Here is a 25,721-nt window from a genome sequence, read left to right as displayed (position 1 = left end):
GTTAGTCACCTATCGTGATCGTCCTGCCCTCCCGGCCCGGCAGCGAGAAGCCCAGCACGGTGCTCGTGTCGCGCAGGGTTTCCGGGAGGGCGCCCGCCGCGCCGATGCCGCGGGCGCGCTCGAGGCGTTGCGGGCGGGTCAGGGTGAGGCCGAAGTCCTTCGTCAGGCCGGCGCCGTCCAGCAGGTCGCAGAGGAACAGCATGTGTTCATCGAGCGGCACCTGTTCGGCGCGGACGGCACGGACGCCGTTGAGCAGGGCGGTACGGAGGGTCGGGTCCGGGTGGTGGCGGGTTCTGGTGAGGAGGGTGCCGGGGCTGTGGCGCAGCGCCCCTCGCTCGGTGAGGGCACCGGTGTGGAGTGCCAGCGCTTCCCGGCCGCGTTCCCTGAGCCAGCGGGTCACCGTCAGGGGGCGGGGAGCCAGGCCGGCCGCGCGGGCCCCTAACGCGGACAGCAGGTCGTCCGCCCAAGTCAGGCCTGTACGGGCCGTGTTGGGCGACAGTTCGATCTCACCGCGGAGCTGGTAGATCTCGACGCCCAGTTTTCTGGTCTTCCGCGGTCTGACCAACAGGCGTCTGCGCAGGGCCAGTTCACCCAGCTCCGCGGCCGCGCAACCGGCCGCTGTCTGCGCGGAGTTGGGCACCCTGCCGTTCTCCCGGTACGACAGGAGGGCGAACTCCTCGGGCAGGGACAGGCGTTGGAGCGCGGCGGGTCCGAACATGCGGTGCATTCTGCACGGCACGGCGTGATGGTGGTGCCAGCTGCACCCCCAACCAGGTAGCCCACCCCCTCGTGGCGGCGGCCCGGCGACGGCATCGTTGATCTCACAAGGTCGAGGCCGACAGTCAAAGGCCAAGGCCGAAGTCAACGACTCGCCGGAAGGAAACCGACATGCCTCACACCGCCGTCTCCCTCACGAAGGCCGCCCGCACCGCCCAGCCGTCCCCCTCCCGGCGAACCCCGCACACCACCCCCCGCGTGATGCCCCTCTGGCAGGCGATGGCCCACCTGTTCGCCCCGGCGGACGGCACACTGCGCCCGTGAACCCACGTGTTCACATGAGGCCAGCGTCCCGAACAACATGTCTACTCCCCGCAGGCTGGGGTTATTTCTAACCGGTCACCTGAGCAGACAGGGGTTAGATTTACCCCCAGCCTCCAGCGACCCCCCGCACAGCCGACAAGCGCCGACAAAGCACCGCCAAAACGCCGCGAAAGCCAGGCCCTCAGAGTCACCCCCAGTGCACCCGCCGTTCACATCCCCCACGAACGATGCGCCTCATGAGACGTGTCACTCCCGCCCTGGTCCTCGGCGTCACCGCGCTGCTGGCCACCCCGTTCGCCGCCCAGGCCGCCCCCGGCAACGGCAACGCCCACACCGACAGCTACGGCACCAAGGCCGTGTACCAGCCGGAGCAGAACTCCCGCTCGTACCAGAAGGTCCCGGCCGGCTTCACCCCCGTCTTCACCGAGAACGTGTCGCGGCACGGATCCCGTTCCGCGACCGACAGTTCGGACGGCGACCTGATCCTCGCGCTCCTCGACAAGGCGCAGGCCGAGGGCCAACTCACCGCCAAGGGCCGCGAGTTCGGGCCGAAGGCGCAGGCGCTCGAAGCCGCCATGAGCACCGTCGGCTACGGGAACCTCAGCGCGCGCGGCAAGGAGGAGATCCACGACACCGCCGTACGCATGGAGAAGCGGCTGCCGACCCTCTTCGCGTCGATCGCGAAGAACAAGGAGCCGATAGATGTGGTCAGTTCGGGGCAGGGACGTGCCGTCGACAGCGCCAACCTCTACGGCGCCGCGCTCGCGCAGACCGACCCCGACCTGACCTCCCTCATCGGCGCGACCCGTACCGACAAGGACCTCCTCTACTTCCACAAGGCCGACGGCGGGGCCGCCTACCGCGACTACATCGCCAACGACAAGCGCCTCGCGGCCACCCTCAAGGCCGTCACCGACCAGCCGAAGACCCACCGCGCCGCACGCGACGTACTGAAGAAGCTGTTCAAGCCGGCGTTCGTGGACCGCATCACGGCGGGCGAGTTCGCGTCGATCGGCACCGACGTCGAGGCCGCCACCGCCGTCTACAACCTGTACGCCATCGCCCCCGCGATGAGCGAGGAGAGCCCGGGCGGCAAGGGCTGGGGCATGGACCGGTACATCTCGGCGGGCGACGCCGACTGGTTCGGGTACATCTCCGACGCCGAGGACTTCTACGAGAAGGGGCCGGGCTTCGCGGACAGTGACATCACGTACAAGATGGCGAACGTCCTGCTCGACGACTTCTTCAAGAAGGCCGAGGCCAAGCGCGACGGCACGAGCGACCTGGGCGCCGAACTCCGCTTCACCCACGCCGAGGAGATCATCCCGCTGGCCGCGCTGATGGGCCTGCCGGGGAGCACGAAGGGCGTCACCACCGCCAAGCCGTACACCTACGGCAGCAACCCGTGGCGGGGAGCGGCCGTCGCGCCGCTCGGCTCCAACATCCAGTGGGACGTGTTCCGCAAGGGCAACACCTACCTCGTGCGCATGCTCTACAACGAGAAGGAGACGGCGTTCAAGGCCGGCTGCCGTCCCGTCTCGAAGGGCAGCAAGTTCTACGACCTGAACGAGCTGGAGCGCTGCTTCGGGCGTACGGCCAACTGACGTACGGGACCTGCCGGGGCTGCCGTCAGCCCCGGCCGCGTGTCCCGGGGCCCGTCCTCGGTTCCGCGACGCCCCCGACCGTGAACCCGATCACCGACCCGCCGCCGTCCCGTCGTAGCGCGAACGGTGCTCCGCCGTGGGCGAGCGCCACCTCGCGGACGATCGAGAGGCCGAGGCCCGAGCCCGGGAGGGAACGGGCGTCGGCCGCGCGGTAGAAGCGGTCGAAGATGCGGAAGAGGTCGGTTTCCGAGACTCCGGGGCCGCGGTCGAGGACTTCGACGCGGACCGTACCCGGGCGGGCCGGGCCCGAGACCGAGATCTCGATCGGGGTCTGGCCCGCGCGGTCGAACTTGGCCGCGTTCTCGACGAGGTTGGAGATCGCGCGCTGGAGCATGCCGGGGCGGCCGTCGGTCGTCGTGTCACCGCTCGCGCGGACGGTGATGTCACGGCCGGTGCGGCGACGGGCGAGGCCCGCCACGTCCTCCGCGATGTCGGCGAGGTCGACCTGCTGGGGCGGTTCGGTGTCGGACTGGCCCGCCGCCAGGTCCACCAACTCGTTGACCAGGTCGGTGAGTTCGCGGGCCTCCAGCGAGAGGTCGGCGACCAGTTCCTCGCGCGTGGCGGGCGGCAGCTCGTCGATCCGCCGCAGCAGGGAGATGTTCGTGCGCAACGACGTGAGCGGGGTGCGCAGTTCGTGGCCCGCGTCCTGGATCAGGCGGCGCTGGTCCTCCTCCGACTGCGCGAGGCGCCCGAGCATCCGGTCGAAGGCCCGGCCCAGCCGGCCCACCTCGTCGTAACCGGTGACCGGGACCTGGACGCCGAGCCGACGCGTGCGGGCCACGTCCTCGGCGGCGGCGGTGAGGATGATGAGGCGCCGGGTGATGCGCCGCGCCAGCCACCAGCCGCACAGCCCGGCCAGCACCACCACCGCCGCCATCAGCACGAACGTCCGCTGCTGCAGCGCCCGCAGCAGATCCTCCGTGTCGCTGAACTCCTGCGCGACCTGCACCGCGCCCCGCCCGGCGCCGAGCGAGACGGTCGCGATGCGGTACACGTCCTCACCGACGGCGACGTCCTTGTGCTCCACCGTCTTCCCGGCGATCCGCTCGCCCGCGATCGCCCGGTCGTCGCCGGTGACGGGCAGCGCCGGGCTCCCGCTGTCGAGGACCCCGCCGTCCCGCCCGAGCACCTGAACGTCCGTACGGGCCGGCCGCACGATGTCGTGGCCGGGCGCGGAGGAGGAGAAGTCCTCGGTCGTCATCTGGTGCGTCCGCACCTCGTCCTGCAGATCCTGGACGACCTGGTCGAACACGGACTCCTGGTCGACCCGGACCAGCCGGGCCGCGGCGCCGTACGACAGCACGCCGACGAGCAGCGTGACCACCGCGGTCACCGCCGCGAAGGACAGCACGAACGTGGTGCGGAGTGAAACCAGTCTGGGTCGCCTGGTGGCCACGAACCGCCGCAGGCGGCCCACTCAGTCCTCCCGCAGCACGTAACCCACGCCGCGCACCGTGTGGATCAGCTGCGGCGCGCCGGGCTCGTCGAGCTTGCGGCGCAGGTAGCCGACGTAGACGGCGAGGTTCTTGGAGCCGGGGCCGAAGTCGTAGCCCCAGATGCGGTCGTAGATCGTGGAGTGGTCCAGGACGATGCCCGCGTTGCGCACGAGCAGTTCGAGGAGCTCGAACTCGGTCCGGGTCAGCTCCAGTTCACGCTCGTCGCGCCAGACGCGGCGGGCCTGGAGGTCCATGCGGAGGCCGGCCGCGGTGATCTGCTTGTCGGCGGGCGTGGTCGTGTACGCCGCCTGCGGGCCGTCCCGCAGTACGTCCGTGGCGGAGGCGGTGGTCGTGCCGGGGACGCCGTTCGCCGGGACCGGGCTGGTGCGGCGGAGCAGGGCGCGCAGCCTCGCGAAGACCTCTTCCACGTCGAAGGGCTTCACGACGTAGTCGTCGGCGCCCGCGTCCAGGCCCGCGATGCGGTCGGCGGTCTCCACGAGTGCCGTCAGCATGAGGATCGGGGTGCGGTCGCCCTCGGCGCGCAGGACCCGGCAGACCTGGAGGCCGTCGATGCCGGGCATCATCACGTCGAGAAGCAGCACGTCCGGTGGGGTGCGGTGAGCCTGCGCGAGCGCCTCGACACCGTCGGCGACCGCGGTCACCTGGTAGCCCTCCAGGGTCAGGGCCCGCTCCAGGGCATGACGGATGGCACGGTCGTCTTCGGCGAGCAGCACAGTCTGGGGCACGGCACCCAGTGTGCCAAGGCCTCCGGCGGTTGACCGGTGGGGGCAGGTCTACGATCACCCTTTTTACCTGGCTCTCACCGAGGCGGGCGCAACCCGGGTTCAGCTCCTACCGTCTTCTCACGGTCGGGTACGTCGAGGTGACCGCCCCTGGGGGCTGCGCCCCCAGACCCCCATCGGCCCTGAAGGGGCCTCGTCCTCAAACGCCGGACGGGCTGATTTTAAGTGCCGCCAACTGTTCCGCGAACGGGACGACCGTCGGCTTGCTCGTCGGCCGGGCTGTCGACAGACCCCTCATCAACGCCCCCAGCTCCCCCGCCGCCCGTTCGATCCGCTCCGGCAACCCCTCCGCGCCCCAGTCCTCGGAGGCGGCGTAGACCCCGGTCGGGACGACCACGGCGCGCAGGTAGGCGAAGAGCGGGCGGAGGGCGTGTTCGAGCACCAGGGAGTGGCGGGCGCTGCCGCCCGTCGCCGCGATGAGCACCGGCTTGCCCACCAGCGCGTCCTTCTCCAGCACATCGAAGAAGGACTTGAACAGTCCGCTGTACGACGCCGAGAACACCGGCGTGACGGCGATCAGACCGTCCGCTTCCGTCACCGCGTCCAGCGCGGCGGCGAGCGAGCGGCCGGGGAAGCCGTTGGTGAAGTTGTGCGCTATCTCGACGGCGAGGTCGCGCAACTCGATGACCTCGATGTCCGCCGAGGCGACACCCGCCGTGGCGGTCGCCAGCCGGTCGGCCAGCAACCTCGTGGACGACGGGACGCTCAGCCCCGCCGAGACGACTACGAGCTTCATACGACACTCACCTCCTGAGCGGACTTGAGCGACTCGTGGGTCGGCGCGTCCGGCACATCCGCCGGACGGTTCGCCGCGAACTCCTTGCGGAGCACCGGTACGACCTCCTCGCCCAGCAGGTCCAGCTGCTCCAGGACCGTCTTGAGCGGCAGCCCGGCGTGGTCCAGCAGGAACAGCTGGCGCTGGTAGTCACCGGCGTACTCCCGGAACGCGAGGGTCTTCTCGATGACCTCCTCCGGGGAACCGACCGTCAGCGGGGTCTGGTCGGTGAAGTCCTCCAGGGAGGGCCCGTGGCCGTAGACCGGAGCGTTGTCGAAGTACGGGCGGAACTCGCGGATCGCGTCCTGCGAGTTCTTGCGCATGAACACCTGCCCGCCCAGCCCGACGATCGCCTGCTCCGGCGTGCCGTGGCCGTAGTGCGCGTACCGCTCCCGGTACAGCTCGACCATCCGCTTGGTGTGGTCGGCCGGCCAGAAAATATTGTTGTGAAAGAAGCCGTCGCCGTAGAAGGCGGCCTGCTCGGCGATCTCGGGCGAGCGGATCGAGCCGTGCCAGACGAACGGCGGTACGTCGTCCAGCGGACGCGGCGTCGACGTGAAGCCCTGGAGCGGGGAGCGGAACTTGCCCTCCCAGTCCACGACGTCCTCGCGCCACAGGCGGCGCAGCAGGGCGTAGTTCTCGATGGCGAGGTTGATGCCCTGACGGATGTCCTGGCCGAACCACGGATACACCGGGCCGGTGTTGCCGCGGCCCATCATCAGGTCGACCCGGCCGTCGGCCAGGTGCTGGAGCATCGCGAAGTCCTCCGCGATCTTCACCGGGTCGTTGGTGGTGATGAGCGTGGTGGAGGTGGAGAGGATCAGCTTCTCGGTCCGCGCCGCGATGTAGCCGAGCATCGTGGTGGGCGACGAGGGCACGAACGGCGGGTTGTGGTGCTCCCCGGTCGCGAAGACGTCGAGCCCGACCTCCTCGGCCTTCAGCGCGATGGCGACCATGGCCTTGATGCGCTCACGCTCGGTCGGCGTCCGTCCGGTGGTCGGGTCCGGTGTGACGTCGCCGACGCTGAAGATCCCGAACTGCATGGTCGTTCACCCTCCAGGTTGTTGATTATTCAACTATACCCTCCAACGGCCACCCCCTCACACATATTCCGCGCACTGTCAGTGGGCGGTTCTACGATCCGTACATGGCCGTCCCGCACCGCGACACCCGAGGAATCGTCGACCCCGCCGAACTCCTCGCCCGCGTGCGCTTCCGCCGCCCCGAACCCGCCGAACCCCTCCGCCCGTACATCGAGCACTACTGGCTGATCGACTGGGACCTGACCGAGCCCTACGTCTCCCACGTCGTCCCGCACCCGGCCGTCCACATCGTCTTCCAACACCTCGCCGGCGAGGACGCCTTCGTCGAGATCGCGGGCATCCCGCACGGCCTCTTCGCGCAGAAGCTGGAGGGACGGGGACGGGTCTGCGGCATCAAGTTCCGCCCCGGCGCCTTCCGTTCCGTCACCCCGGACCGCCCGGTGTCCGACTGGACCGGGCAGCGGGTCCGGCAACCCGACGTGTTCCCGGACATCGACCCCGCCACGGTCCTCGACCTCCCCGACGAGACCGCCCGCGTCGCCGCCCTCGACACCTTCCTCCTCGCCCTCGGCCCCCGGCCCGACCCACAGGCCGACCTCGCGACCACCCTGGTCGACCGCATCCGCACCGACCGCACGATCCGCCGCGTGACCGACTTCGCCCACGCGGAAGGCCTGTCCGTACGGCTGTTGCAACGCCTCTTCGCCGCGTACGTCGGCGTCGGCCCGAAGTGGGTCATCCTGCGCTACCGCATCCACGAGGCCCTGGAGCGCGCTGGCGCCGACGAGCCCGTGGACTGGGCAGGACTCGCCGCCGACCTCGGCTACGCCGACCAGGCCCACCTGGTCCGGGACTTCACGGCAACGGTCGGGGTGACACCGACGGCGTACGCACAGGGCGTGCAGGGAGTCCAGGGCGCGCCCTGACCAACCCATCGCGTTAATCCGGTTGACCGGCGAGGGGCTCCTCACGCACATTCATCTGCGTGACACAGACAATGCACGACGCAAGCAATTCCGGCGAACCCGAAGGCCCCGGAGAACCCGGCGAGCCCGAGGGCCCGGGAGAACCCGGCGAACCCGAAGGCCTCGGAGAGCCCGGCGATCCTGAAGGCCCGGGAGAACCCGGCGAACCCGAAGGCCCCGGAGAACCCGGCGAACCCGAACTCCCCGAACACCCCGAACTCCCCGAACACCCCGAACACCCCGAACACCCCGAAAAACCTCCCCTCCCCGCCCACACCCGCTGGGCGATCCTCGCCGTGATCCTCGCCGCCGACGTCCTCGACCTCCTCGACTCGACGATCACCAACATCGCCGCCCCGACCATCGCAAGAGACCTCGGCGGCGGCCCCGCCCTCGTCCAGTGGCTCGGCGCCTCCTACGCCCTCGCCCTCGGCGTCCTCCTCGTCCCCGGCGGACGGCTCGGCGACCGGTACGGGCGGCGGCGGGTCTTCCTCGCCGGGCTCGCCGGGTTCGTCGTCGCCTCGATCGCCTGCGGGCTCGCTCCCGGCCCCGTCTTCCTGGTCGTCGCCCGGCTCGTGCAGGGCGCCTTCGGGGCGCTGCTCATCGCGCAGGGCTTCGGCATCCTCGGCGCGAGCTGGCCTCGGGACCAGATCGGCAAGGCGTTCAGCCTGTTCGGGCCGGTGATGGGGCTGTCGGCGGTGGGTGGGCCGATCCTCGCCGGGTTCCTCGTCGACGCCGATCTCGGCGGCCTCGGCTGGCGCCCCATGTTCCTCATCAACCTCCTCCTCGGCGGCGGCGCCCTCCTCGCCGCCCTGCGCCTCCTCCCTCACGACACCGGCGACGGCACCGCCCCCGTCGACGGCCCCGGCTCCGCCCTGATCACGGGCGCCATGCTCGGCCTGCTCGGCGGGATCATCCACGGCTCCGAGCACGGCTGGACGGGACCGGCGCCCGCCCTCCTGCTCCTCGGCCTCGCCCTGTTCGCCGGGTTCTGCCACCGCCAGCGCACCGCACCGGAACCGCTCATCCGCCCCTCCCTCCTCCACAACCGCGGCTTCACCGCCGGCCTCCTCCTCGGTGTCGTCGCCTTCGCCGCCGTCGCCGGACTCCTCTACGTCGTCTCCCTCTACTTCCAGCAAGGCCTCGGCCGCTCCCCCGCGGGCACCGCCCTCGGCCTGATCCCGCTCTCCGCCGGCATCGTCGTCGCCTCGATCGCCTGCTACCGGCTCGTCCACCGCCACGGCCGCCGCCTCGCCGCCATCGGCCTGCTGATCATCCTGGCGGGCTGCGGCCACCTCGCCACACTGGTCGCCAACTCCGGTACGGGGACCGGGGGTTGGGCTCTCGTTCCGCCCCTCCTTCTCGTCGGGCTCGGCATGGGCACCTGCTTCGGCACGATCTACGACGTCACCATCGGCGACATCGAACCCTCCGAGGCGGGCAGCGCCGGCGGCTCGCTCAACGCGGTGCAGCAACTGGCCAACGCGATCGGCGCGGCGGCCGTGACCACCGTGTATTTCAAGGCAGTTGGCGGGGGTACGGCCCACGCCCTGCTCGTGAGCCTCGGCGTGGTCGCCGCGGCCGTCGCCCTGTGCCTGTGTCTCGTACGGCTGCTGCCGCGCTCGGCGCCGGCCGACCATGGTCACTGAGCGCCGACGGGCCGGGGTGGACCCGCACGCTGGTAGCTTTCGCTGCGGCCGGACGACAGTGGGAAGAGAGCCGCGGTGAACCGAACTCAGGCCGTGACCCGGTGGTTCACGGCGGACAACAACCCCATCCAGGTCTTCGGCACCGTCGCCGCGATCGTCGTCGGCGCGATCGTGGTGCGGCCCATCGGGTTCTCCGGGACCGGGCTCGCCGTGCTGTGTCTGCTCGTCCTGGTCTCGCTGATGACGTGCACGCGGCTGATCCCGGAGGGGCGGCTAGCGCCGGGGCCGCAGTTCGCGGTGCTGTGCGTCTGGTCGGCCGGGGCCGCCGCGCTGCTGGCGCTGGACCGCTCCGGGGCGTCGGCCCTGTTCGCGTACTTCGCCACCGGGCACGCCGGATACCGTCTCGACAGCCGCCGCTCGCTGCCCTTCGCGGCGGCCACCAGCGCCCTGTGCGCGGGTGTGCTGCTGCTGCCGTGGGGCGGCCACGGCACCTCGTGGGTCGTGGGCGCCTTCACCGGTGTCAGCGTGCTGGTCGGGCTCTCCAACCGCGCCCACACCGACGCACTGCGCTCCGCCCGGGCCGCCGCCGAGCAGGCCGAGCTGGCCGCCCGGGCCGAGGCGCGGGCCGAGGCACTCGCCGAGCGGGCCCGGATCGCCCGGGACGTGCACGACGTACTGGCCCACTCGCTGGCCGGGGTGAACATGCAACTGGAGGTCACCGACGCCCTGTTGGAGTCCGGTGACGTCGAGCGGGCCCGGCAGGCGGCCCAGCGCGCGCAGAGCCTGGTGCGCTCGGGGCTGACCGAGGTGCAGCGCACGGTCGGGGACCTGCGCGAGGACGCGCTGCCGCTGGTGGAGACCTTGCGGTCCATGCTCGGCTCCGTGTCCGACGCCGGTACGCTGACCGTCGACGGGCCGGAGCGTGAACTGCCCGTCCGCCTCGCCCAGGTGATCGTGCGCTGCGCCCAGGAGGCGCTGACCAACGCGCACAAGTACGCGCCCGGCGCCCCGGTCCGCATGCGCCTGGAGTACGGGGAGCGACAGGAGCACCTCCCGGACGAGACCGTCTTCGAGGTGGTCAACTCCGCGCCGCCGGAGGGCTCGCGGCCGTTGGCCGGTGCGGGAAGCGGGATGGGGCTGGTCGGGATGCGCGAGCGGCTCGACCTGGTGGGCGGCACGGTCACGGCCGGGCCGATCGTGGACGGCGACGACTCAGGAGGATGGCTGGTGCGCGTGGTGATCCCGGGATGAGCGACGGGCGACAGGGCGAGCGGGAACCTTCCGTGCCGGGCGAGCAGCAGGCCGTCGTGCGGGTGGTGGTGGCCGACGACCAGACCGCCGTCCGCGAGGCGCTGGCGACCGTACTGGATCTGCAGCCCGGCGTGGAGGTCGTGGCGACGGCGAAGGACGGCGGGGAAGCCGTGCTCGCCGCCGAGGCGCACTCCCCGGACGTGATCCTGATGGATCTCAACATGCCGCGGATGGACGGGGTCGAGGCCACCCGGCTGCTCACCGAGCGCTTCCCGCAGGTCGCCGTCGTCGTGCTCACCACCTTCGCCGACGAGGAGTACATCCTCGCCGCGCTCGGTGCCGGTGCCCGCGGCTACCTCACCAAGGAGTCCGGCCGGCAGGACATCACCCGCGCGGTGCGGGCCGCGGCGGCCGGGCAGTCCGTGCTCGACCCCGCCGTACGGGACCGGCTCGTCGCGGCCGCCGCGCGGGGCGGCGCCCCCGTCGAGCGGCCGGGCACCGGACTCGCCCCGGACCTCACTCCCCGGGAGGTCGAGGTGCTCACGCTGATCGGCGAGGGACTGACCAACCGGGGCATCGCCGAGCGGCTGGTGGTGAGCGAGGCCACGGTGAAGACCCATATCAACAACCTCTTCTCCAAGGCACATCTGCGGGACCGGGCGCATGCCGTGAAGTACGCGTTCATCCACGGACTGGTGAAGACCCCTGGCTGAGGGCGGCCCCGGCCGGTGCCAGCAAGCGCACGCGGGCCAGCAGCAGGAACACCCGGGTGAGGACCATGGCCAGCGCCATGATGACGAAGAACGGGGCGATGGCGTCCTGGACTATCTGGTGCTCGGCCATGAACGTGCCGAGGTGGTCACGGAACCAGGTGTTGTGCTCGGCGAGGTAGATGAAGGCGACGCGCAGCGCGACCACCGCCGTCCAGATCGCCACGAACCCCGCGCCGCACCGGGTGTGGACGCGGCCCGAGGCCGGGTCGCGCTCCACGCCGGTCGTGAACGTGGCGACGACTCCGCAGGCCAGCCCGATCGCGGCGCCCACCAGATAGACGACCACGTCGACGTGCTGGGTGGGCAGCCCCCTCAGATAGAAGTACCCGACCGCCGACACCGTGCCGATCGGCATCAGCACCTTGTGCAGGTCGTACTTCCGGCGCCCGTACTGCGTCAGCATCATCACCGCGAAGATGCCCCCGCTGATCGTCAGCGCCTGCTCCATGTCCGTCATGACGTCGCACTCCTCGGTCTCCGGCGGTGTCCCCGCCTCGCGTTTTCCTGAGTCCGACTCTCCCGCCGAAGCCGGAAAAGCTCCCGGACCCACGGGTGGATTTCCGGGTGGAGACGCGAGGTGGAGCCTGCCCCTAGGGGTCCCTCGGGGCAGGCCCCCGCTCACGAGAAGCGCTGAGCCCTCAGCGCTTGAGCGTGAAGGTGAAGTCGCCGGTGAGTCTGGCGTTCAGCCGGACTCCCGACACGAGGCTCCCCTCCCCGATCAGCCTCCCGACCTCGGCCCGCGACAGACCGCAGCCCTCGGCGATCAGCCGCACCGGCCGGAGGGGTATCCGCGCCGCGAAACGCACCGACACGTCGATCACCTCGCGGTCCAGGTGCTCCGTTCCGCCGGTGTCGAGACGCCAGGCGCCCTCCCAGTCGAGGGCGATGCGGTTACGGCGCCGCAGCACCGGATCCTGGAGCAACTCGGCTGCCAGGGAAGGGTCGTTGGCGTGCAGCCGGTCCAGCAGTCCGGGGCGTACGGAGCGCACGTTCGCCCGCTCCAGGACCGTGATTCTCGTGGTGTCCCCGCAGCCGCAGCAGAGCGCGAGGAGCCAGGCGTCGATGAGCTTGTGGTGGGCGTTGACGCGGAACTTTCCGTGCGCCCGGAAGCGTTCGGACGCGCACGCGTGGCAACGGCGGAGGACAAGGGGAAGGCGGGTGGGCATGACAAACCAGGTCGCGAGCACAGAAGTACACCGGTTCCAGTGAGAAGTCCGCAGCGGAAAGAGGCGCGGCGCACAGGCGCGACGCGCGACAGATCAGCACTCGGGGGGTCTCACACGGTGTACAACGGCACGTCCTCGCCCAGACGACTGGATTCGGCAGGACGATAACGGCGCGGGACGGCGCCGCTCAACGGGTTTTCGGCGTCCCGGCACTACGCGAGGTCGGCGCCACCGGCCCTACGCGAGGTCGGCTCCCCGGCGCTACACGTCCCCCGCCCGCAGCCGCGCGATCTGCTGCCCGCTGAACTCCACCGTCCGCCTCATGTGCCCGACGATCACGGCGAGTTCGGCGTCGCCGAGCTCGTCGAAGAGGGTGAACCAGCCGCCGCCGAGCCGGTTCCACATGCGCCCGAACTCGGTGATCTTCTCCGGCACGGTCGCCACCAGCACCCGCCGCCGGTCCTCCGCGTCCCGCTCCCGGACGACGTACCCGGCCCGCTCCAGCCGGTCCACCAGCCGCGTCGCCGACCCGGTCGTCAGCCCGGTCAGCTCGGCGACCCGGCCCGTGGTGACGGGCCCGGCCTCCAGCGTGAGCAGGTTCAGACACTGCAGATCGGTGGGGTGCAGCCCGAGCCGGTCGGCGACGGCCTGGTTGAACAGGGCGTACGACGCCATGTACCGGCGCGATACGGAGGACAACTCGTCCAGCAGCCGCGCCCGCGCGTTCCCGGACATGTCAAACCCCTCGTCGCCTGTGCCGTGCGGAGATCGAGATCGTACGACGTGGTCGCGGGCGTGGCTCCTCGGTCCTACGGGTGTGGCTCAGAAGTAGTAGGTGTCACCGGTGTCCAGAACGAGCACCCGCTGCTGGTCGTTGGCCCGGTTCCCGTCCACCGCGCCCCCGCCCCACACCGTGTCCAGCTCCAGCAGCACCTCGGAGGACGCGTCCCGCAGCCGTACCCGCACCTCGATCCGCTCGCCCACCGCGTCCGCGGCCAGCGCCCCCGTCCGGCACACCACCACCCGCTCCCCCGACCGGGCACACCCCTGCGGCAGCGTCTGCGCGTCCGCGAGCGGCTTCGACCAGCGCAGCCGTACGGTCGCGTCGGGCACCGCGGCCGGACCGTGGTTGCGCGGGGTGAACCGCACGTCGACCCGGCCGCCGGTCATAGTCGCGGAGCCGTGATAGGCGAGATCCGCCTCCGGGCCGGGGATGTCCGGGTGCCCGGGGAGCCCCGGGGCCGCGCCCATCACCGCCAGCGCGGCACCCCCGACAGCGAGAGTCCGTAGTACCCCTAGTACCCGCATGCGATCCGCTCCTCAGTACGCCGCGCCCTTGCACCACGCCACCGTGGTCGTACGGATGTATCCCACGCGGAGCGGGCGACAGGCGCCGTCCATCAGGTGACACCCGCGTGATCTGATGACGCCCATGCTCGTGCTCCGCTCCGCAGCCCTCTTCGTCGTCGCCGCCGTCTTCGAGATCGGCGGCGCCTGGCTGGTCTGGCAGGGGGTGCGCGAACACCGCGGCTGGCTGTGGATCGGCGGCGGGATCATGGCCCTCGGCGTCTACGGCTTCGTCGCCACCTTCCAGCCCGACGCCCACTTCGGCCGCATCCTCGCGGCCTACGGCGGGATCTTCGTCGCCGGTTCACTGGCCTGGGGCGCGGTCGCGGACGGCTACCGCCCCGACCGCTGGGACATCACCGGCGCCCTGATCTGCCTGGCCGGGATGGCCGTGATCATGTGGGCGCCCAGGGGGAACTGAGCCGGAACCGCGCCCCCCTATCCTGGACGGAGTCGTACATACGATCTCGTTGATCCATACGATCGATCTCGTTGATCCGTCCCGAGGAGCAGCCCATGGCCACCGCCGCACCGTCCGCCGCCTCCCGTATCGCGGTCGTCACCGGGGCGAGCGGCGGCATCGGCGCCGCCACGGCCCGGCAGCTCGCCGCGGCCGGTTACCGCGTCGTCCTCACCGCCCGCCGCAAGGACCGCATCGAGGCGCTCGCCGAGGAGATCACCGCGAACGGCGGCCAGGCCACGGCATACGCCCTCGACGTCACCGACCGTGCCGCCGTCGACGAGTTCGCGACCGCGTTCAAGACGATCGGCGTGCTGATCAACAACGCGGGCGGCGCACTCGGCGCCGACCCGGTCGCGACCGGCGACCCCGCCGACTGGCGCACGATGTACGAGACGAACGTCCTCGGCACCCTGAACATCACCCAGGCCCTGCTCCCCGCCCTCACCGCGAGCGGCGACGGCACGGTCGTGGTCGTCTCCTCCACGGCCGGACACGGCACGTACGAGGGCGGCGCGGGCTATGTCGCCGCCAAGCACGGCGCCCACGTCCTCGCCGAGACCCTGCGCCTGGAGATCGTCGGCACCCCGGTGCGGGTCATCGAGGTCGCGCCCGGCATGGTCAAGACGGACGAGTTCGCGCTGACCCGCTTCGGCGGCGACGCGGAGAAGGCGGCGAAGGTCTACGCGGGCGTCGCCGAGCCCCTCACCGCCGACGACGTGGCCGACACCATCACCTGGGCGGTCACCCGCCCCAGCCACGTCAACATCGACCTCCTCGTCGTCCGCCCCCGCGCCCAGGCCTCGAACACCAAGGTCCACCGGGAGCTGTGATGCCCGACGCGGAGGGAGACCCGGCCGGCCCGAACAGTCCGGCCGGCCCGGACAACTCCCAACAGGCCCTGGACAAGCGCCGGTTGGCCGAGGAGACCAGGAACGAACGCAAGGTCTGGTACTTCCTCGGCTACTTCCTCTTCGGCATCCACCTCGTCGCGTTCGTGATGATCTACGCGGTGATGCACGCGCCGAACAAGTAGGCGCGGCCCAGGAGTTGGACCCGGGGGTTGGCTAGGCCTTCCGCTGCTGGAAGATCCACGCCCGGATGCCCTCGATGGTGTAGGCGATCGGCCACGTCGAGTTGTGCTCGACGCCGTGCGCGTTCGCCAGACCCCCGGCCAGGGTCGAACCCTTCCTGAACGAGGCGTAGTTGACCGTCGTGCGCTTGGCCACCACGGCCTTCACGTCCGCGGCGAACTCCGCCGCGGTGGACTGCCCGTCCCAGACCGCGCGGGCGACCTTCGTCCCGGCCTTCTCGATGACGGCCATGATGGCGTTCTCGCCGGGATAGGCCTTGGTGTCGCCCTGCGAGACGGTGACCCAGAGGTTCTTCCTCGCCAGCGGCGCGGCCGGGGCGGAGGGCCACTGACCGGCGACCACCCAGGAGGCCGCGAAGAGGTCGGGGTACTTGATGTTCAGGCCGAGGGTCATCATCGCGCCCATGGACTGGCCGGTGGAGTACAGGCGATCGGTGTCGATGCTGTACTTCGCGGTCAGTGACCTGACCAGGTCGACGGTGGTGTCGAAGAGTGCCGTCGGCTTGTAGTCGTCGCCGACGACCACCTCCGGGTACTGCGGCGCCAGCACGAACGCCGGGCGCTTCGCCTGGTCCTCGGGGGATGCCCAGCACACCGCGCCCAGGCCCTGCACCAGCGTCGCCCGCACCGTGGTGGTGATCAGGCTCGCGTCGTGCATGAAGAGGACGAGCGGATAGGACTTGCTCCGGTCGTAGCCCTTGGGGATGTAGAGGTTGTACGGCAGCGACCTGCCGGTCTTCGAGTCCTTGTACGTGAACTGCTCGAAGTCGTCGACGATCAGGTTCACCGTCCTGCTGGTACCGACCTTGGCGTCGCCGCCGGCGTAACCGGTGCCGGCACTGGTCGTGACGGTGCCGGCCTGGGTGACGGTGCCCTTCGCCGCCCTGATGGTGGCGGGTCCGCCCGTCGAGCCCACCTGGGGGCCGGGGATGACGTAGGGGCTGCTTGAGGAGGACGCCGAGGGCGCGCTCGACGCCGTGGCCAAGGCCGACGGCTGGGCGGTCCCCGGCGCGCCCTCGCCCGACCCCACGCCTCCCCACAACAGGGCGCTCTTGTCGTCGGGGGACAGCTCGACGATGACGTACTTGCCGTCGGTGCCCCGATCGGCCGTCGCCGCACTGGTGTTGGCGTAGACCTTCGTGATGGTCCGGCCCTCGACCTTGAAGGACGACGCCGAGAGCTTGGACGTGTCGATCTCGGTGTCGTACTCGACGGCGACCGCGATGAATTTCTGGCCGTCGCCGTAGACCTCGGTGATCGCGGTGGCGCTTTTCATATGCCCACCGCCGCCCCCGCTGCCCGACGAATGCGATTCACAAGCGGCCAGGCCCGTGGTGGCAACCGCCGTCATTCCCAGAACCCGCCCTAAAAACGCACGCCTTGTAGCCATTTCGCTCATCCCCTCGGCTCAGTTCAGGGACTTGATGATGCGATCGATTCGCGCCACGGCCTTCTCCGCGGTGCCCTTGATGTAGAAACCGTCGACCGCCTCATAAGTGACGTGGTCGAAATTCCATGTGTCGGGCATGTTCTTGGCGCCGCCCTCGAACATCGACATGACGAACGTGCTGGAGAAGGACGAGTTCTCACGGATCGTGTTCGCGGTCGTGGTCGACAACTCCGGCTCCACGCCCGCGAAGACGCCCTTGCCGACCTGGAAGACCCAGAGCGGCACCTGGGCGGTGCCGGTGGGGGTGAAGGTGACGGTCTTGGTCGGCGCGCTCGCCTGCGGCCCGGTGACCTGGGTCGTGGTGATGTCGTCGGTGACGAGCCGCACCACGACCTGCTTGCCGCTCTCGTACTTACTGATCCCCTGCGCCACCCGCACGATCTCGTTGCCGAGCCGCTCACCCTGCGCGGTCAGCAGCGCGAACCCGGCGTCGTGCAGATCGACGCCGTAGGTCCAGCCCTTGTCCTTGTCGATCGTGTACCGCTTCGAGCGGTACGCCGGGAATTGGTCACCGCACGCGCCCACCAGCCAGAAGCCGACGGCACCGGGGTACTGCGTCTCGACGTGCGCCACGGCCGCGCCCGCGAGGTCTGCGGAGATCGGGAGAGTGCCGTCGGCCATGACGGAGTCCTGCATCACGCAGCTCTGCACGTTGTAGTTGGCCAGGACGGCGATCGGGTTGCCGTCGAGGTCGTTGAAGCGGGCGACGTACACGCCCTTGTCCGAGGGCAGTTGCTCGTTCACGCCGAGCCAATAGCCGTCGGCGGTGAGGACGTTGCGGTTCACGTTGACGTCAACTCGACCGGAGCCGTAGCCGACCTCGGCGTCCTGGAGGTTCTGCACGGCGTCGGCGACGGCGGACCTGGTGGCGGCGACGATGTTCTGGACGTACGCGGCGGCCCCGGCGGAGGACGAACTCGCCTGCACGTGCGGCGCGGAGAAGCAGTGCGTGACGGTGACCATGATGTTCGCGGCGGTCACGCCGGAGGCCGCGGTGATGGCGTCCCGCATCAGCGCGACCGCCTCCGCGCTGATGGAGGTCAGGTCCAGCACGGCCAGCGCGATCCGCCGGGACCCGGACTCCACCAGCAGGACACGGACGTTGAGGTCGTCGTGCACGGCGGTGAAGTTGTCCAGCGGCAGCAGCGAGGCACCGGGCGTGAACGCGGCCTTCCCGACACCGGCCTTCAGCCCGCCGGTGGCCTTCGTGGCGGCCTGCGCGGAGGTGGCGGTGCCGAGGGCGGTCGCCGCGAGGGCGGTGACCGCACCGGCGGCCACGACGGTCCGCCGGCTCAACTCGCCCTGATTCTGCTGTTGTTCACGCATGTGCTGTCCTCCGAGAAGCTGCGGGTGGGGTGGGGCCAACTCGCGGGCAGCATCACAGTGAATTTCGGGGTCAGCAATAAGGGTCGCGCGCAATCAATGCTTTCACGAATGGAGCATGCATGTGACGTGCACGGACGTCCTGAATTCACAGCGATCTCAGAGGACTTACAGAGCTCCGCAGGAATTTCAAAGCTCCTGCGGAGTTCCAGAAATCAGCCCTTCACACACACGACCTGCTTCAGCTTCGCCACGACCTCGACGAGGTCCCGCTGCTGATCGATGACCTGCTCGATCGGCTTGTACGCGCCCGGGATCTCGTCCACGACGCCGGAGTCCTTACGGCACTCCACACCCCGTGTCTGCTCCTCCAGGTCCTTCGTCGAGAAGCGACGCTTGGCCGCGGTACGGCTCATGCGCCGACCGGCGCCGTGCGAGGCCGAGTTGAAGGACTTCTCGTTGCCGAGGCCCTTCACGATGTACGAACCGGTGCCCATCGAGCCGGGGATGATCCCGTACTCGCCGGAGCCGGCGCGGATCGCTCCCTTACGGGTGACCAGCAGGTCGACGCCCTCGTACCGCTCCTCGCTCACGTAGTTGTGATGGCACGAGATCTCGGCGTCGAACGTCGGCTTCGCCTTCTTGAACTCCTTGCGGATCACGTCCTTCAGGAGCGCCATCATGATCGTGCGGTTGTACTTCGCGTACTCCTGCGCCCAGAACAGGTCGTTGCGGTACGCCGCCATCTGCGGGGTGTCCGCGATGAAGACGGCGAGGTCACGGTCGACCAGGCCCTGGTTGTGCGGGAGCCTCTGCGCCGCACCGATGTGGTGCTCGGCGAGTTCCTTGCCGATGTTCCGGGACCCGGAGTGGAGCATGAGCCAGACCGAACCGTCGCCGTCTATGCACACTTCTGTGAAGTGATTGCCGGATCCAAGCGTTCCCATCTGCTTTTGTGCACGTTCCTGACGGAATTTGACCGCTTCGGCCACTCCGTCGAACCGCCCCCAGAAGTCGTCCCACCCGCCGGTGGCCAGCCCGTAGAACCGCCCCGGCTCCACCGGACTGTCATGCATCCCCCGCCCCACCGGAATCGCCTGCTCGATCTTCGACCGCAGCCGCGACAGATCGCCGGGAAGATCGTTCGCCGTGAGTGACGTCTTCACCGCGGACATGCCGCAGCCGATGTCGACCCCCACCGCCGCCGGGCACACCGCGCCCCGCATCGCGATGACGGACCCGACCGTCGCGCCCTTCCCGTAGTGCACGTCCGGCATGACCGCCAGGCCCTTGATCCACGGCAGGGTCGCGACGTTGCGCAGCTGCTGGAGCGCGCCCTCCTCGACCGACGCCGGGTCGGTCCACATGCGGATCGGTACCTTCGCGCCCGGCATCTCCACGTACGACATATCGTCCTCATTCCCCCGGAAACCATCAAAAAAAGTCAAAAGTCATACATCGCAAAACCGGCGCCAAGGTCAACGAAAGGGACAGCGGACCGGCGTCAACGGCTGTACGTGCGATAGACATTGTCTCCAGGGGGTCCCCCGGTGCGGCAAGCGATTAACCAGCGGGGACACTGGCAGACCCTGGATCGTTCAAGGGGTCGAGGGGCGCCGAACACAGCCGGCACCCCACGCCCGACACCGACCCGAACACTCACCCGACATCCTGTCGAGAGGAGCCCGACCGTGCAGCGGAAGGCGTACGTACCCGGCACCGCCGCGCTCCTCGTGGCGCTGCTGGCGGGCTGCTCCAGCGGCTCGGCCGACAGCGGTACGACGGACGACGCGAACCCGGGCGAGGCCGGCACGGCGACCGCGGTGGCCCAGCCGGGCAAGTACCGCACGCTTCCCGAACCCTGCGGCGCGGTCGGTCACAGCACCCTGGACACCCTGCTCCCCGGCATCAAGCAGATCGCCGACCCGGACCAGCGCGAGGCGGCGTACGCGGGCGACGCGACGCTGACGTACGACACGGACCGCAAGGTGGGCTGCCGTTGGAAGGTCGAGTCCACGGACGCGACCGACCATCTCCTGGTCGACTTCGAGCGGGTGGTGTCCTACGACAACGCCGTGAGCGACGACAGCCAGGCGCAGACGATCTTCGCGACGAAGGAGACGGCGGCGGATCTCCCGGAGCCGACGGCGAGCGCCACGGCGTCGGACACGGAGTCGAACTCCGCGTCGGCGTCCGGCTCGGCGTCGGCTTCGGACTCCGCGACGCCCTCCGCCACCCCCTCGTCCTCGTCCTCCGCGTCCGCCTCCGACTCGACGTCGGCCTCCCCCACCGCCTCCGCCTCCCCCACCGGTCTCGAACCCCGCACCCTCTCCGGTCTGGGCGACGAGGCGTTCCTCGACGACGCGTTGAGCAGTTCCGGATCGACGGCTCAGCAGCGCACGGTGACTGTGGTGTTTCGCACGTCCAACGTCATTGTGACCATCGAGTACGAGGAGCAGCCGGCGACGGTCGGTGTCGTGCCGGACAGCCAGAAGATGCAGGACAGGGCGCGGAAACTGGCCGCGCAGCTGGCCGACTCGCTCAACGGTTAGGGCGTTTTGGAGGGCCGTTCGCCCGGTCGCGCAAAGGCCGTGAACGGAGACCGCACAGCTGACTCACCGCGTACCGTGGCCCCTCGGACCCGATCCGACGGCAGGAACCACGAGCGTCATGAGTGAAGGAACCATGCATCAAGCAGCACAGCGAGACCACAGTGACCAGCAGCGGGCGAAGCGTCTGAGCCGCCTCCTTGTCTGCGCGGCCGCCGTCCCGGTGATGCTGATCGCGGCCGGCTGCTCCTCGGACTCCGGCTCCGACGACGGCGCGGGCAAGGACACGACCGGCCCCGGCGCGACGACGTCGGCCGACGCGACCGCCGCTCCGACGGTGCGGGCGGCGGCGTACCAGAAGCTGCCCGAGCCGTGTGCGGTGCTGTCGAAGAAGACGTTGACCGAGCTGGTGCCGAAGGGTGCCAAGTCGGGCAAGGAGGGCACCTCCAGCGACACGGCGTCGCGCGGCAGTTGCTCCTGGACGAGCCTGGACAACAACGGGGTCAAGGGTTCGCAGTTCCGCTGGCTGAACGTGTCGTTGCTGCGGTTCGACTCCTCGCAGACGCAGGGCGAGGGCGACAAGCTGGCCGCCGCGTACTACGCGAAGCAGGTGCGGGAGGCGCAGTCCGTCACCGGCGCGAAGAACGCCAAGTCGGAGCCGGTCGCGGGCGCGGGCGCCGAGGCGACGGCGGTGCGCTACGACCTGAAGAAGAAGGAAGGCGCCTTCAAGCAGCAGACGGTGGTGGCGCGGGTCGAGAACGTGGTCGTCACGATCGACTACAACGGCGCGGGCCTCGCGGGCGAGAAGGCCCCGAGCGCGGACACGCTGACGAAGGCGGCGGAGAAGGCCGTGAAGGAGGCGGTGGCGGCGGTGACGTCGGCCAACGGCACGGGCGCGGGCGGGAGTTCGGGCTCCGGCTCGGGCGGCGCGAGCAGCACGCCCTCGAAGTCCCCGTCCAAGTCGCCCGCCAAGTCCGCCTCCCCGTCCGCCTCCAAGTCGGCGGCGAAGTCGGACGCGAAGGCCCCGGCGGCCACCGCTTCCTCCTCCGCCTCTGCCGCCGCCGACAAGAGTTGACCGCAGATTTCACATCGGGTCCGTTTCCGGGCCTCAACTCGCAGGTCAGCACAGGCCTTTGACGGAGCCCGGCCCCTTCGCGGACCGGGCTCCTGACAGTCCGGCACCCAGGACGCCGCACACATGTGCCACCCTGTTGCGCGCAACAACATGTAAGGGGAGGGGAGTCCGGGTGTCCGCACCCATTCAGCTCACACGTATGCACCGGGTACTCATCGGTGTGGTCGTCTCCGGTGCGGTCGTCATCGCCGGTATCGGCTTCGCCGGTTCGTACGCCGCGGTGCGCGAGCTCGCCCTGAAGAAGGGCTTCGGGAACTTCGCGTACGTCTTCCCGATCGGCATCGACGCGGGTATCTGTGTCCTGCTCGCCCTCGACCTGCTCCTGACCTGGATCAGGATCCCCTTCCCGCTGCTGCGCCAGACGGCCTGGCTGCTGACGGTCGCGACGATCGCGTTCAACGGCGCCGCGGCCTGGCCCGACCCGCTCGGGGTCGGTATGCACGCGGTGATCCCGATCCTGTTCGTGGTCTCGGTGGAGGCGGCCCGGCACGCGATCGGCCGGATCGCCGACATCACCGCCGACAAGCACATGGAGGGCGTCCGCCTCACCCGCTGGCTGCTCTCCCCCATCCCGACGTTCCTGCTCTGGCGCCGGATGAAGCTCTGGGAGCTGCGCTCCTACGAGCAGGTCATCAAGCTGGAGCAGGACCGCCTCGTCTACCAGGCCCGCCTGCACTCCCGCTTCGGCCGCGCCTGGCGCCGCAAGGCCCCGGTGGAGTCGATGATGCCGCTGCGCCTGGCGCGCTACGGCGTCCCCCTCGCGGAGACGGCCCCCTCGGGCCTCGCGGCGGCGGGCATCGAGCCCGTACTGCTGCCCCCGGCCCCGCAGTTGGAGCCGGTCCGCGAGCAGGAGCAGCCTGCGGCACCGGCCGTCCAGAACGCCCCGGCACCGGTCCGCGAGCAGCTCCCGGCCGCCGAGGGCAACGAGCGGCACGAGCAGTCGCGGGACCAGGCCGAGCCGCAGAACCCGTGGCTGCACTCGCGGGACCCGCAGACGGTGGCGTACCAGGGCGGCTACGACCCGACGTACGACCCGGACTCGGCCTACCGCCAGTGGTACGCGGAGCAGCAGCAGGCCGAGCAGTTCCAGCAGTACGAGGAGGAGCAGCAGCGGTTCGAGCAGCAGCGGGGGTTCGAGCAGCAACAGCAGCCGTTCCCGCAGCAACAGGCGTTCCCCCAGCAGCAGGAGGAGGAGGAGCCCGCCCCGGCCCCTGAGCCCTCCATGGAGGACACCGGTACCTTCCAGATCCCAGCGGGTCCCGGTCGTACCCGTGAGATGGGCGCGGGCGGCGGCACGGAGCCGACCGAAGAAGACTTCTACCTCGTCTTCAAGAAGTCGATAAACGGCGGCAGCGGCTATCCCACCTCGGGCCAGTTCAGGGATGACGTCGAGGCGACCTACACCATCAGGCTGCCATCACGCGACGCCGATCGGATGGTGACCCGCTTCACCGCCCGGCATGCGGCACAACTCGAAGAAGAGCACATCGCCTGAAACGAACGAAGGGCCCTCGGAAGAGGGCCCTTCGTCATTGCAGTGCTGCTACTCCCCCAGCAGCCTCCGCACCCGCTCCTGCCCCACGGCCAGCAGCAGCGTCGGCAGACGCGGCCCGGTGTCGCGGCTCACGAGCAGGTGGTAGAGGAGGGCGAAGAACGTCCGCTGGGCGGTCTTGATCTCCGGCGGGAGTTCCTTGGCGGTCGCGTCGGCGGAGAAGCCGGCCTGGACCTTGGGGACGCCGTAGACGAGGTGGCTCAGGCCGTCCAGGGACCAGTGGTCGGCGAGGCCGTCGCGCAGCAGCCGTAGCGACTGCTGGGAGGGCTCGTCGAGGGACTTGAGAAGTTCGGTGTCGGGTTCGTCGCGCACGATGGTCCGCTGGTCGGCGGGGACGTGCGTGTTGATCCAGGCCTCGGCCTTGTCGAGCCGGGGGCGGACCTCGTCGAGGGTGGAGAGCGGGTTGGCGGGGTCGAGCTCGCTGAGGATGCGCAGCGACTGGTCCTCGTCGCCCGCGGTGATGTCGGCGACGGACGCGAGGGTCCGGTACGGCATCGGGCGGGGGGTACGGGGCAGTTCACCGGCGGCGGTCCGCACGGCTCGCGCGTGTGCGGCGAGGTCGGCGGGCAGGGCGGACCCGTCCGCGACCTTCCCGTCCAGCTTGTCCCACTCGTCGTAGAGGCGCTGGATCTCCTGGTCGAAGGCGATCTTGAAGGACTGGTTGGGGCGGCGGCGGGCGTAGAGCCAGCGCAGGAGCTGCGGTTCCATGATCTGGAGCGCGTCGGCCGGGGTGGGGACCCCGCCCTTGCTGCTGGACATCTTGGCCATGCCGCTGATGCCGACGAAGGCGTACATGGGCCCGATGGGCCGCTCGCCGCCGAAGATCCCGACGATCTGCCCGCCGACCTGGAAGGAGGAGCCGGGGGAGGAATGGTCGACACCGGACGGCTCGAAGATCACACCCTCATACGCCCAGCGCATGGGCCAGTCGACCTTCCAGACCAGCTTGCCGCGGTTGAACTCGCTCAGCAGGACGGTCTCGGTGAAGCCGTCCTCGGTGCAGACGTAGGTCAGCTCGGTGGTGTCGTCGTCGTAGGCCGTGACGGTGGTGAGGTCCTTGCCGCAGCTGGCGCAGAAGGGCCTGTACGGGAAGTAGCCGGCGGAACCGGAGCTGCCGTCGTCCTCCTCGGCCGCGCCGGACCCGGCCTCGGCCTCCAGCTCGGCGTCGTCGACGGGCTTCTGCGACTGCTGCTGCTTCTTCGGCGGGGCCTTCTTGGTGCGGTACTGCTCCAGGATCGCGTCGATGTCGCCGCGGTGCTTCATGGCGTGCAGGATCTGCTCGCGGTACACGCCGGAGGTGTACTGCGCGGTCTGGCTGATCCCGTCGAACTCCACGCCCAGCTCGGCGAGGGAGGCGACCATGGCGGCCTTGAAGTGCTCGGCCCAGTTCGGGTAGGCGGAACCCTTCGGGGCCGGTACGGAGGTCAGCGGCTTGCCGATGTGCTCGGCCCAGCTGGCGTCGGTCCCCTCGACCCCGTTCGGCACCTTGCGGTACCGGTCGTAGTCGTCCCAGGAGATGAGGTGGCGGACCTCGTGGCCCCGGCGGCGGATCTCGTCGGCGACGAGGTGCGGGGTCATGACCTCGCGGAGGTTGCCGAGGTGGATGGGGCCGGAGGGGGAGAGTCCGGACGCGACGACGACCGGTTTGCCCGGGGCCCGACGCTCCGACTCCTCGATGACCTCATCCGCGAAACGGGAGACCCAGTCGGTGGTCTCGGTGCTCTGAGCCACGATCGGCACGTCCTCTTTTTCTGACAGTTCTGCACGGGCAGCCGGTACGGTCGCACGACTGACCGTTTCATTGTCCCAGGCGAGCCCATATCCACGAAAACGCCTTTTCCAAGCGCGTGACCGTGGGTGGGGGCGGGTTGGGGGGCGGGTGGTTTCGGTTGTGGTCGGAGTGCGGGCCGGTGGGGGCTGGTCGCGCAGTTCCCCGCGCCCCTTAACGGCGTCAGGGTTCGCGGTGTGAAGGAGTGCCGGGGGTGGCCCTTGGATGGCGGCGCAGCCGCCTTCAAGGGGCGCGGGGCCGAGCCCCTTGGATGGCGGCGCAGCCGCCTTTAAGGGGCGCGGGGAACTGCGCGACCAGCCCCCACCGGGCCGCGGCCAAGAAACTCGACCAGCCCCCCACCGGGCCGCGGCCAAGAAACTCGACCAGCCCCCCACCGGGCCCGCACCCGAGAAACTCGCTTTACCCCCCGTGGGATACTGACCGTGTCTACCAAACCCACGAGGAGAACGGCTCCCAC

25 protein-coding genes are annotated in these 25,721 nt (G+C 70.1%); 12 read left to right on the top strand and 13 right to left on the bottom strand.

The window, feature by feature from the left end; all coding sequences use genetic code 11:
- Nucleotide 1 precedes the first annotated feature (1 nt).
- Nucleotides 2-718: a GPP34 family phosphoprotein gene (locus R2B38_RS23760; protein ID WP_318018059.1), complete on the bottom strand. Its 717-nt coding sequence runs from the start codon at nucleotides 716-718 to the stop codon at nucleotides 2-4.
- Nucleotides 719-888: 170 nt separating this feature from the next.
- Here R2B38_RS23760 and R2B38_RS23755 point away from each other — a divergent pair, with 170 nt between their 5' ends.
- Both R2B38_RS23755 and R2B38_RS23750 read left to right on the top strand, forming a co-directional pair.
- Entirely contained in the window at nucleotides 889-1,041 is a 153-nt protein-coding gene (locus R2B38_RS23755) for a hypothetical protein (protein ID WP_318018058.1), read from the top strand.
- A 236-nt stretch (nucleotides 1,042-1,277) separates the two neighbouring features.
- Nucleotides 1,278-2,645 (top strand): histidine-type phosphatase, encoded by a 1,368-nt coding sequence (locus tag R2B38_RS23750; RefSeq protein WP_318018057.1) that lies wholly within the window; start codon nucleotides 1,278-1,280, stop codon nucleotides 2,643-2,645.
- 25 nt (nucleotides 2,646-2,670) lie between these two features.
- Here R2B38_RS23750 and R2B38_RS23745 read toward each other — a convergent pair whose 3' ends face one another.
- From R2B38_RS23745 to R2B38_RS23730, 4 genes are all read right to left on the bottom strand, one after another.
- The gene (locus R2B38_RS23745; protein WP_318018056.1) at nucleotides 2,671-4,122 is read right to left on the bottom strand and encodes a HAMP domain-containing sensor histidine kinase; all 1,452 of its coding nucleotides are present in this window, start codon (nucleotides 4,120-4,122) and stop codon (nucleotides 2,671-2,673) included.
- A complete protein-coding gene (locus tag R2B38_RS23740; protein WP_318018055.1) occupies nucleotides 4,123-4,887 on the bottom strand; it encodes a response regulator transcription factor in 765 nt (254 codons plus the stop codon).
- Nucleotides 4,888-5,083: 196 nt separating this feature from the next.
- Complete coding sequence (locus R2B38_RS23735; RefSeq protein ID WP_318018054.1) at nucleotides 5,084-5,680, bottom strand: FMN reductase; 597 nt, start codon at nucleotides 5,678-5,680, stop codon at nucleotides 5,084-5,086.
- Nucleotides 5,677-6,762: an LLM class flavin-dependent oxidoreductase gene (locus R2B38_RS23730; protein WP_318018053.1), complete on the bottom strand. Its 1,086-nt coding sequence runs from the start codon at nucleotides 6,760-6,762 to the stop codon at nucleotides 5,677-5,679. The genes R2B38_RS23735 and R2B38_RS23730 overlap by 4 nt, the downstream gene beginning before the upstream one ends.
- Nucleotides 6,763-6,866: 104 nt before the next feature.
- Between R2B38_RS23730 and R2B38_RS23725 the strand changes: the two genes are divergently transcribed.
- The 4 genes from R2B38_RS23725 (at nucleotide 6,867) to R2B38_RS23710 (ending at nucleotide 11,340) form a co-directional block, all read left to right on the top strand.
- Nucleotides 6,867-7,688, top strand: coding sequence for a helix-turn-helix domain-containing protein (locus tag R2B38_RS23725; RefSeq protein ID WP_318018052.1), 822 nt, complete (start codon nucleotides 6,867-6,869; stop codon nucleotides 7,686-7,688).
- Between the two features lie 59 nt (nucleotides 7,689-7,747).
- Complete coding sequence (locus R2B38_RS23720) at nucleotides 7,748-9,376, top strand: MFS transporter (protein ID WP_318018051.1); 1,629 nt, start codon at nucleotides 7,748-7,750, stop codon at nucleotides 9,374-9,376.
- Between the two features lie 75 nt (nucleotides 9,377-9,451).
- Nucleotides 9,452-10,627 carry a sensor histidine kinase gene (locus tag R2B38_RS23715; RefSeq protein WP_318018050.1) on the top strand — a complete coding sequence of 392 codons (1,176 nt, stop codon included), beginning with the start codon at nucleotides 9,452-9,454 and terminating at the stop codon, nucleotides 10,625-10,627.
- Nucleotides 10,624-11,340: a response regulator transcription factor gene (locus R2B38_RS23710; RefSeq protein WP_318018049.1), complete on the top strand. Its 717-nt coding sequence runs from the start codon at nucleotides 10,624-10,626 to the stop codon at nucleotides 11,338-11,340. Before R2B38_RS23715 ends, R2B38_RS23710 begins: the two co-directional genes overlap by 4 nt.
- On the opposite strand, the gene R2B38_RS23705 is transcribed toward R2B38_RS23710, so the two are convergent.
- The 4 genes from R2B38_RS23705 to R2B38_RS23690 form a co-directional block, all read right to left on the bottom strand.
- Nucleotides 11,309-11,857 (bottom strand): hypothetical protein, encoded by a 549-nt coding sequence (locus R2B38_RS23705; RefSeq protein WP_318018048.1) that lies wholly within the window; start codon nucleotides 11,855-11,857, stop codon nucleotides 11,309-11,311. The genes R2B38_RS23710 and R2B38_RS23705 overlap by 32 nt on opposite strands.
- Before the next feature lie 181 nt (nucleotides 11,858-12,038).
- Nucleotides 12,039-12,566, bottom strand: coding sequence for a DUF1062 domain-containing protein (locus R2B38_RS23700; protein ID WP_318018047.1), 528 nt, complete (start codon nucleotides 12,564-12,566; stop codon nucleotides 12,039-12,041).
- 261 nt (nucleotides 12,567-12,827) lie between these two features.
- Entirely contained in the window at nucleotides 12,828-13,301 is a 474-nt protein-coding gene (locus tag R2B38_RS23695; RefSeq protein WP_033282572.1) for a MarR family winged helix-turn-helix transcriptional regulator, read from the bottom strand.
- 87 nt (nucleotides 13,302-13,388) lie between these two features.
- Nucleotides 13,389-13,874 carry a hypothetical protein gene (locus R2B38_RS23690; RefSeq protein ID WP_318018046.1) on the bottom strand — a complete coding sequence of 162 codons (486 nt, stop codon included), beginning with the start codon at nucleotides 13,872-13,874 and terminating at the stop codon, nucleotides 13,389-13,391.
- Nucleotides 13,875-13,998: 124 nt separating this feature from the next.
- Between R2B38_RS23690 and R2B38_RS23685 the strand changes: the two genes are divergently transcribed.
- From R2B38_RS23685 to R2B38_RS23675, 3 genes are all read left to right on the top strand, one after another.
- Complete coding sequence (locus R2B38_RS23685; protein ID WP_026151077.1) at nucleotides 13,999-14,334, top strand: YnfA family protein; 336 nt, start codon at nucleotides 13,999-14,001, stop codon at nucleotides 14,332-14,334.
- A 95-nt stretch (nucleotides 14,335-14,429) separates the two neighbouring features.
- The gene (locus R2B38_RS23680; RefSeq protein ID WP_318018045.1) at nucleotides 14,430-15,206 is read left to right on the top strand and encodes an SDR family NAD(P)-dependent oxidoreductase; all 777 of its coding nucleotides are present in this window, start codon (nucleotides 14,430-14,432) and stop codon (nucleotides 15,204-15,206) included.
- Nucleotides 15,206-15,409 carry a hypothetical protein gene (locus R2B38_RS23675; protein ID WP_033282441.1) on the top strand — a complete coding sequence of 68 codons (204 nt, stop codon included), beginning with the start codon at nucleotides 15,206-15,208 and terminating at the stop codon, nucleotides 15,407-15,409. Before R2B38_RS23680 ends, R2B38_RS23675 begins: the two co-directional genes overlap by 1 nt.
- 31 nt (nucleotides 15,410-15,440) lie before the next feature.
- On the opposite strand, the gene R2B38_RS23670 is transcribed toward R2B38_RS23675, so the two are convergent.
- From R2B38_RS23670 to R2B38_RS23660, 3 genes are all read right to left on the bottom strand, one after another.
- Nucleotides 15,441-16,742, bottom strand: coding sequence for a PHB depolymerase family esterase (locus R2B38_RS23670; RefSeq protein ID WP_318018044.1), 1,302 nt, complete (start codon nucleotides 16,740-16,742; stop codon nucleotides 15,441-15,443).
- 132 nt (nucleotides 16,743-16,874) lie between these two features.
- Nucleotides 16,875-18,242, bottom strand: coding sequence for a hypothetical protein (locus R2B38_RS23665; RefSeq protein ID WP_318018043.1), 1,368 nt, complete (start codon nucleotides 18,240-18,242; stop codon nucleotides 16,875-16,877).
- 212 nt (nucleotides 18,243-18,454) lie between these two features.
- Nucleotides 18,455-19,648, bottom strand: a complete 1,194-nt coding sequence (locus R2B38_RS23660; RefSeq protein ID WP_318018042.1) for an RtcB family protein — start codon at nucleotides 19,646-19,648, stop codon at nucleotides 18,455-18,457.
- A gap of 282 nt (nucleotides 19,649-19,930) precedes the next feature.
- Here R2B38_RS23660 and R2B38_RS23655 point away from each other — a divergent pair, with 282 nt between their 5' ends.
- From R2B38_RS23655 to R2B38_RS23645, 3 genes are all read left to right on the top strand, one after another.
- Nucleotides 19,931-20,791, top strand: coding sequence for a DUF3558 domain-containing protein (locus R2B38_RS23655; protein ID WP_318018041.1), 861 nt, complete (start codon nucleotides 19,931-19,933; stop codon nucleotides 20,789-20,791).
- Between the two features lie 133 nt (nucleotides 20,792-20,924).
- A complete protein-coding gene (locus R2B38_RS23650) occupies nucleotides 20,925-21,863 on the top strand; it encodes a DUF3558 family protein (RefSeq protein ID WP_318018040.1) in 939 nt (312 codons plus the stop codon).
- A gap of 172 nt (nucleotides 21,864-22,035) precedes the next feature.
- Complete coding sequence (locus R2B38_RS23645) at nucleotides 22,036-23,418, top strand: DUF2637 domain-containing protein (protein ID WP_318018039.1); 1,383 nt, start codon at nucleotides 22,036-22,038, stop codon at nucleotides 23,416-23,418.
- Nucleotides 23,419-23,466: 48 nt separating this feature from the next.
- Here R2B38_RS23645 and lysS read toward each other — a convergent pair whose 3' ends face one another.
- Nucleotides 23,467-25,215: a lysine--tRNA ligase gene (lysS, locus tag R2B38_RS23640; RefSeq protein ID WP_318018038.1), complete on the bottom strand. Its 1,749-nt coding sequence runs from the start codon at nucleotides 25,213-25,215 to the stop codon at nucleotides 23,467-23,469.
- Nucleotides 25,216-25,721 lie beyond the last annotated feature (506 nt).

Origin of the sequence: Streptomyces sp. N50, from assembly GCF_033335955.1 — a bacterium.
In the GTDB taxonomy this organism is placed as follows: Bacteria; Actinomycetota; Actinomycetes; order Streptomycetales; family Streptomycetaceae; genus Streptomyces.
Note: the sequence above shows the minus strand (reverse complement) of the source record. Positions and strands in the feature narration are given on the sequence as shown.

Excerpts from the sequence above, each read along its gene's own strand:
- R2B38_RS23695 (WP_033282572.1), bottom strand. The coding sequence starts at position 13,301 with ATGTCCGGGAACGCGCGGGCGCGGCTGCTGGACGAGTTGTCCTCCGTA.
- R2B38_RS23675 (WP_033282441.1), top strand. The coding sequence starts at position 15,206 with ATGCCCGACGCGGAGGGAGACCCGGCCGGCCCGAACAGTCCGGCCGGC.
- R2B38_RS23660 (WP_318018042.1), bottom strand. The coding sequence starts at position 19,648 with ATGTCGTACGTGGAGATGCCGGGCGCGAAGGTACCGATCCGCATGTGG.
- R2B38_RS23755 (WP_318018058.1), top strand. The coding sequence starts at position 889 with ATGCCTCACACCGCCGTCTCCCTCACGAAGGCCGCCCGCACCGCCCAG.
- R2B38_RS23680 (WP_318018045.1), top strand. The coding sequence starts at position 14,430 with ATGGCCACCGCCGCACCGTCCGCCGCCTCCCGTATCGCGGTCGTCACC.
- R2B38_RS23665 (WP_318018043.1), bottom strand. The coding sequence starts at position 18,242 with ATGCGTGAACAACAGCAGAATCAGGGCGAGTTGAGCCGGCGGACCGTC.
- R2B38_RS23725 (WP_318018052.1), top strand. The coding sequence starts at position 6,867 with ATGGCCGTCCCGCACCGCGACACCCGAGGAATCGTCGACCCCGCCGAA.
- R2B38_RS23650 (WP_318018040.1), top strand. The coding sequence starts at position 20,925 with ATGCATCAAGCAGCACAGCGAGACCACAGTGACCAGCAGCGGGCGAAG.
- R2B38_RS23670 (WP_318018044.1), bottom strand. The coding sequence starts at position 16,742 with ATGAAAAGCGCCACCGCGATCACCGAGGTCTACGGCGACGGCCAGAAA.
- R2B38_RS23685 (WP_026151077.1), top strand. The coding sequence starts at position 13,999 with ATGCTCGTGCTCCGCTCCGCAGCCCTCTTCGTCGTCGCCGCCGTCTTC.
- R2B38_RS23730 (WP_318018053.1), bottom strand. The coding sequence starts at position 6,762 with ATGCAGTTCGGGATCTTCAGCGTCGGCGACGTCACACCGGACCCGACC.
- R2B38_RS23700 (WP_318018047.1), bottom strand. The coding sequence starts at position 12,566 with ATGCCCACCCGCCTTCCCCTTGTCCTCCGCCGTTGCCACGCGTGCGCG.
- R2B38_RS23705 (WP_318018048.1), bottom strand. The coding sequence starts at position 11,857 with ATGACGGACATGGAGCAGGCGCTGACGATCAGCGGGGGCATCTTCGCG.
- R2B38_RS23760 (WP_318018059.1), bottom strand. The coding sequence starts at position 718 with ATGTTCGGACCCGCCGCGCTCCAACGCCTGTCCCTGCCCGAGGAGTTC.
- R2B38_RS23690 (WP_318018046.1), bottom strand. The coding sequence starts at position 13,874 with ATGCGGGTACTAGGGGTACTACGGACTCTCGCTGTCGGGGGTGCCGCG.
- R2B38_RS23710 (WP_318018049.1), top strand. The coding sequence starts at position 10,624 with ATGAGCGACGGGCGACAGGGCGAGCGGGAACCTTCCGTGCCGGGCGAG.
- R2B38_RS23735 (WP_318018054.1), bottom strand. The coding sequence starts at position 5,680 with ATGAAGCTCGTAGTCGTCTCGGCGGGGCTGAGCGTCCCGTCGTCCACG.
- R2B38_RS23750 (WP_318018057.1), top strand. The coding sequence starts at position 1,278 with ATGAGACGTGTCACTCCCGCCCTGGTCCTCGGCGTCACCGCGCTGCTG.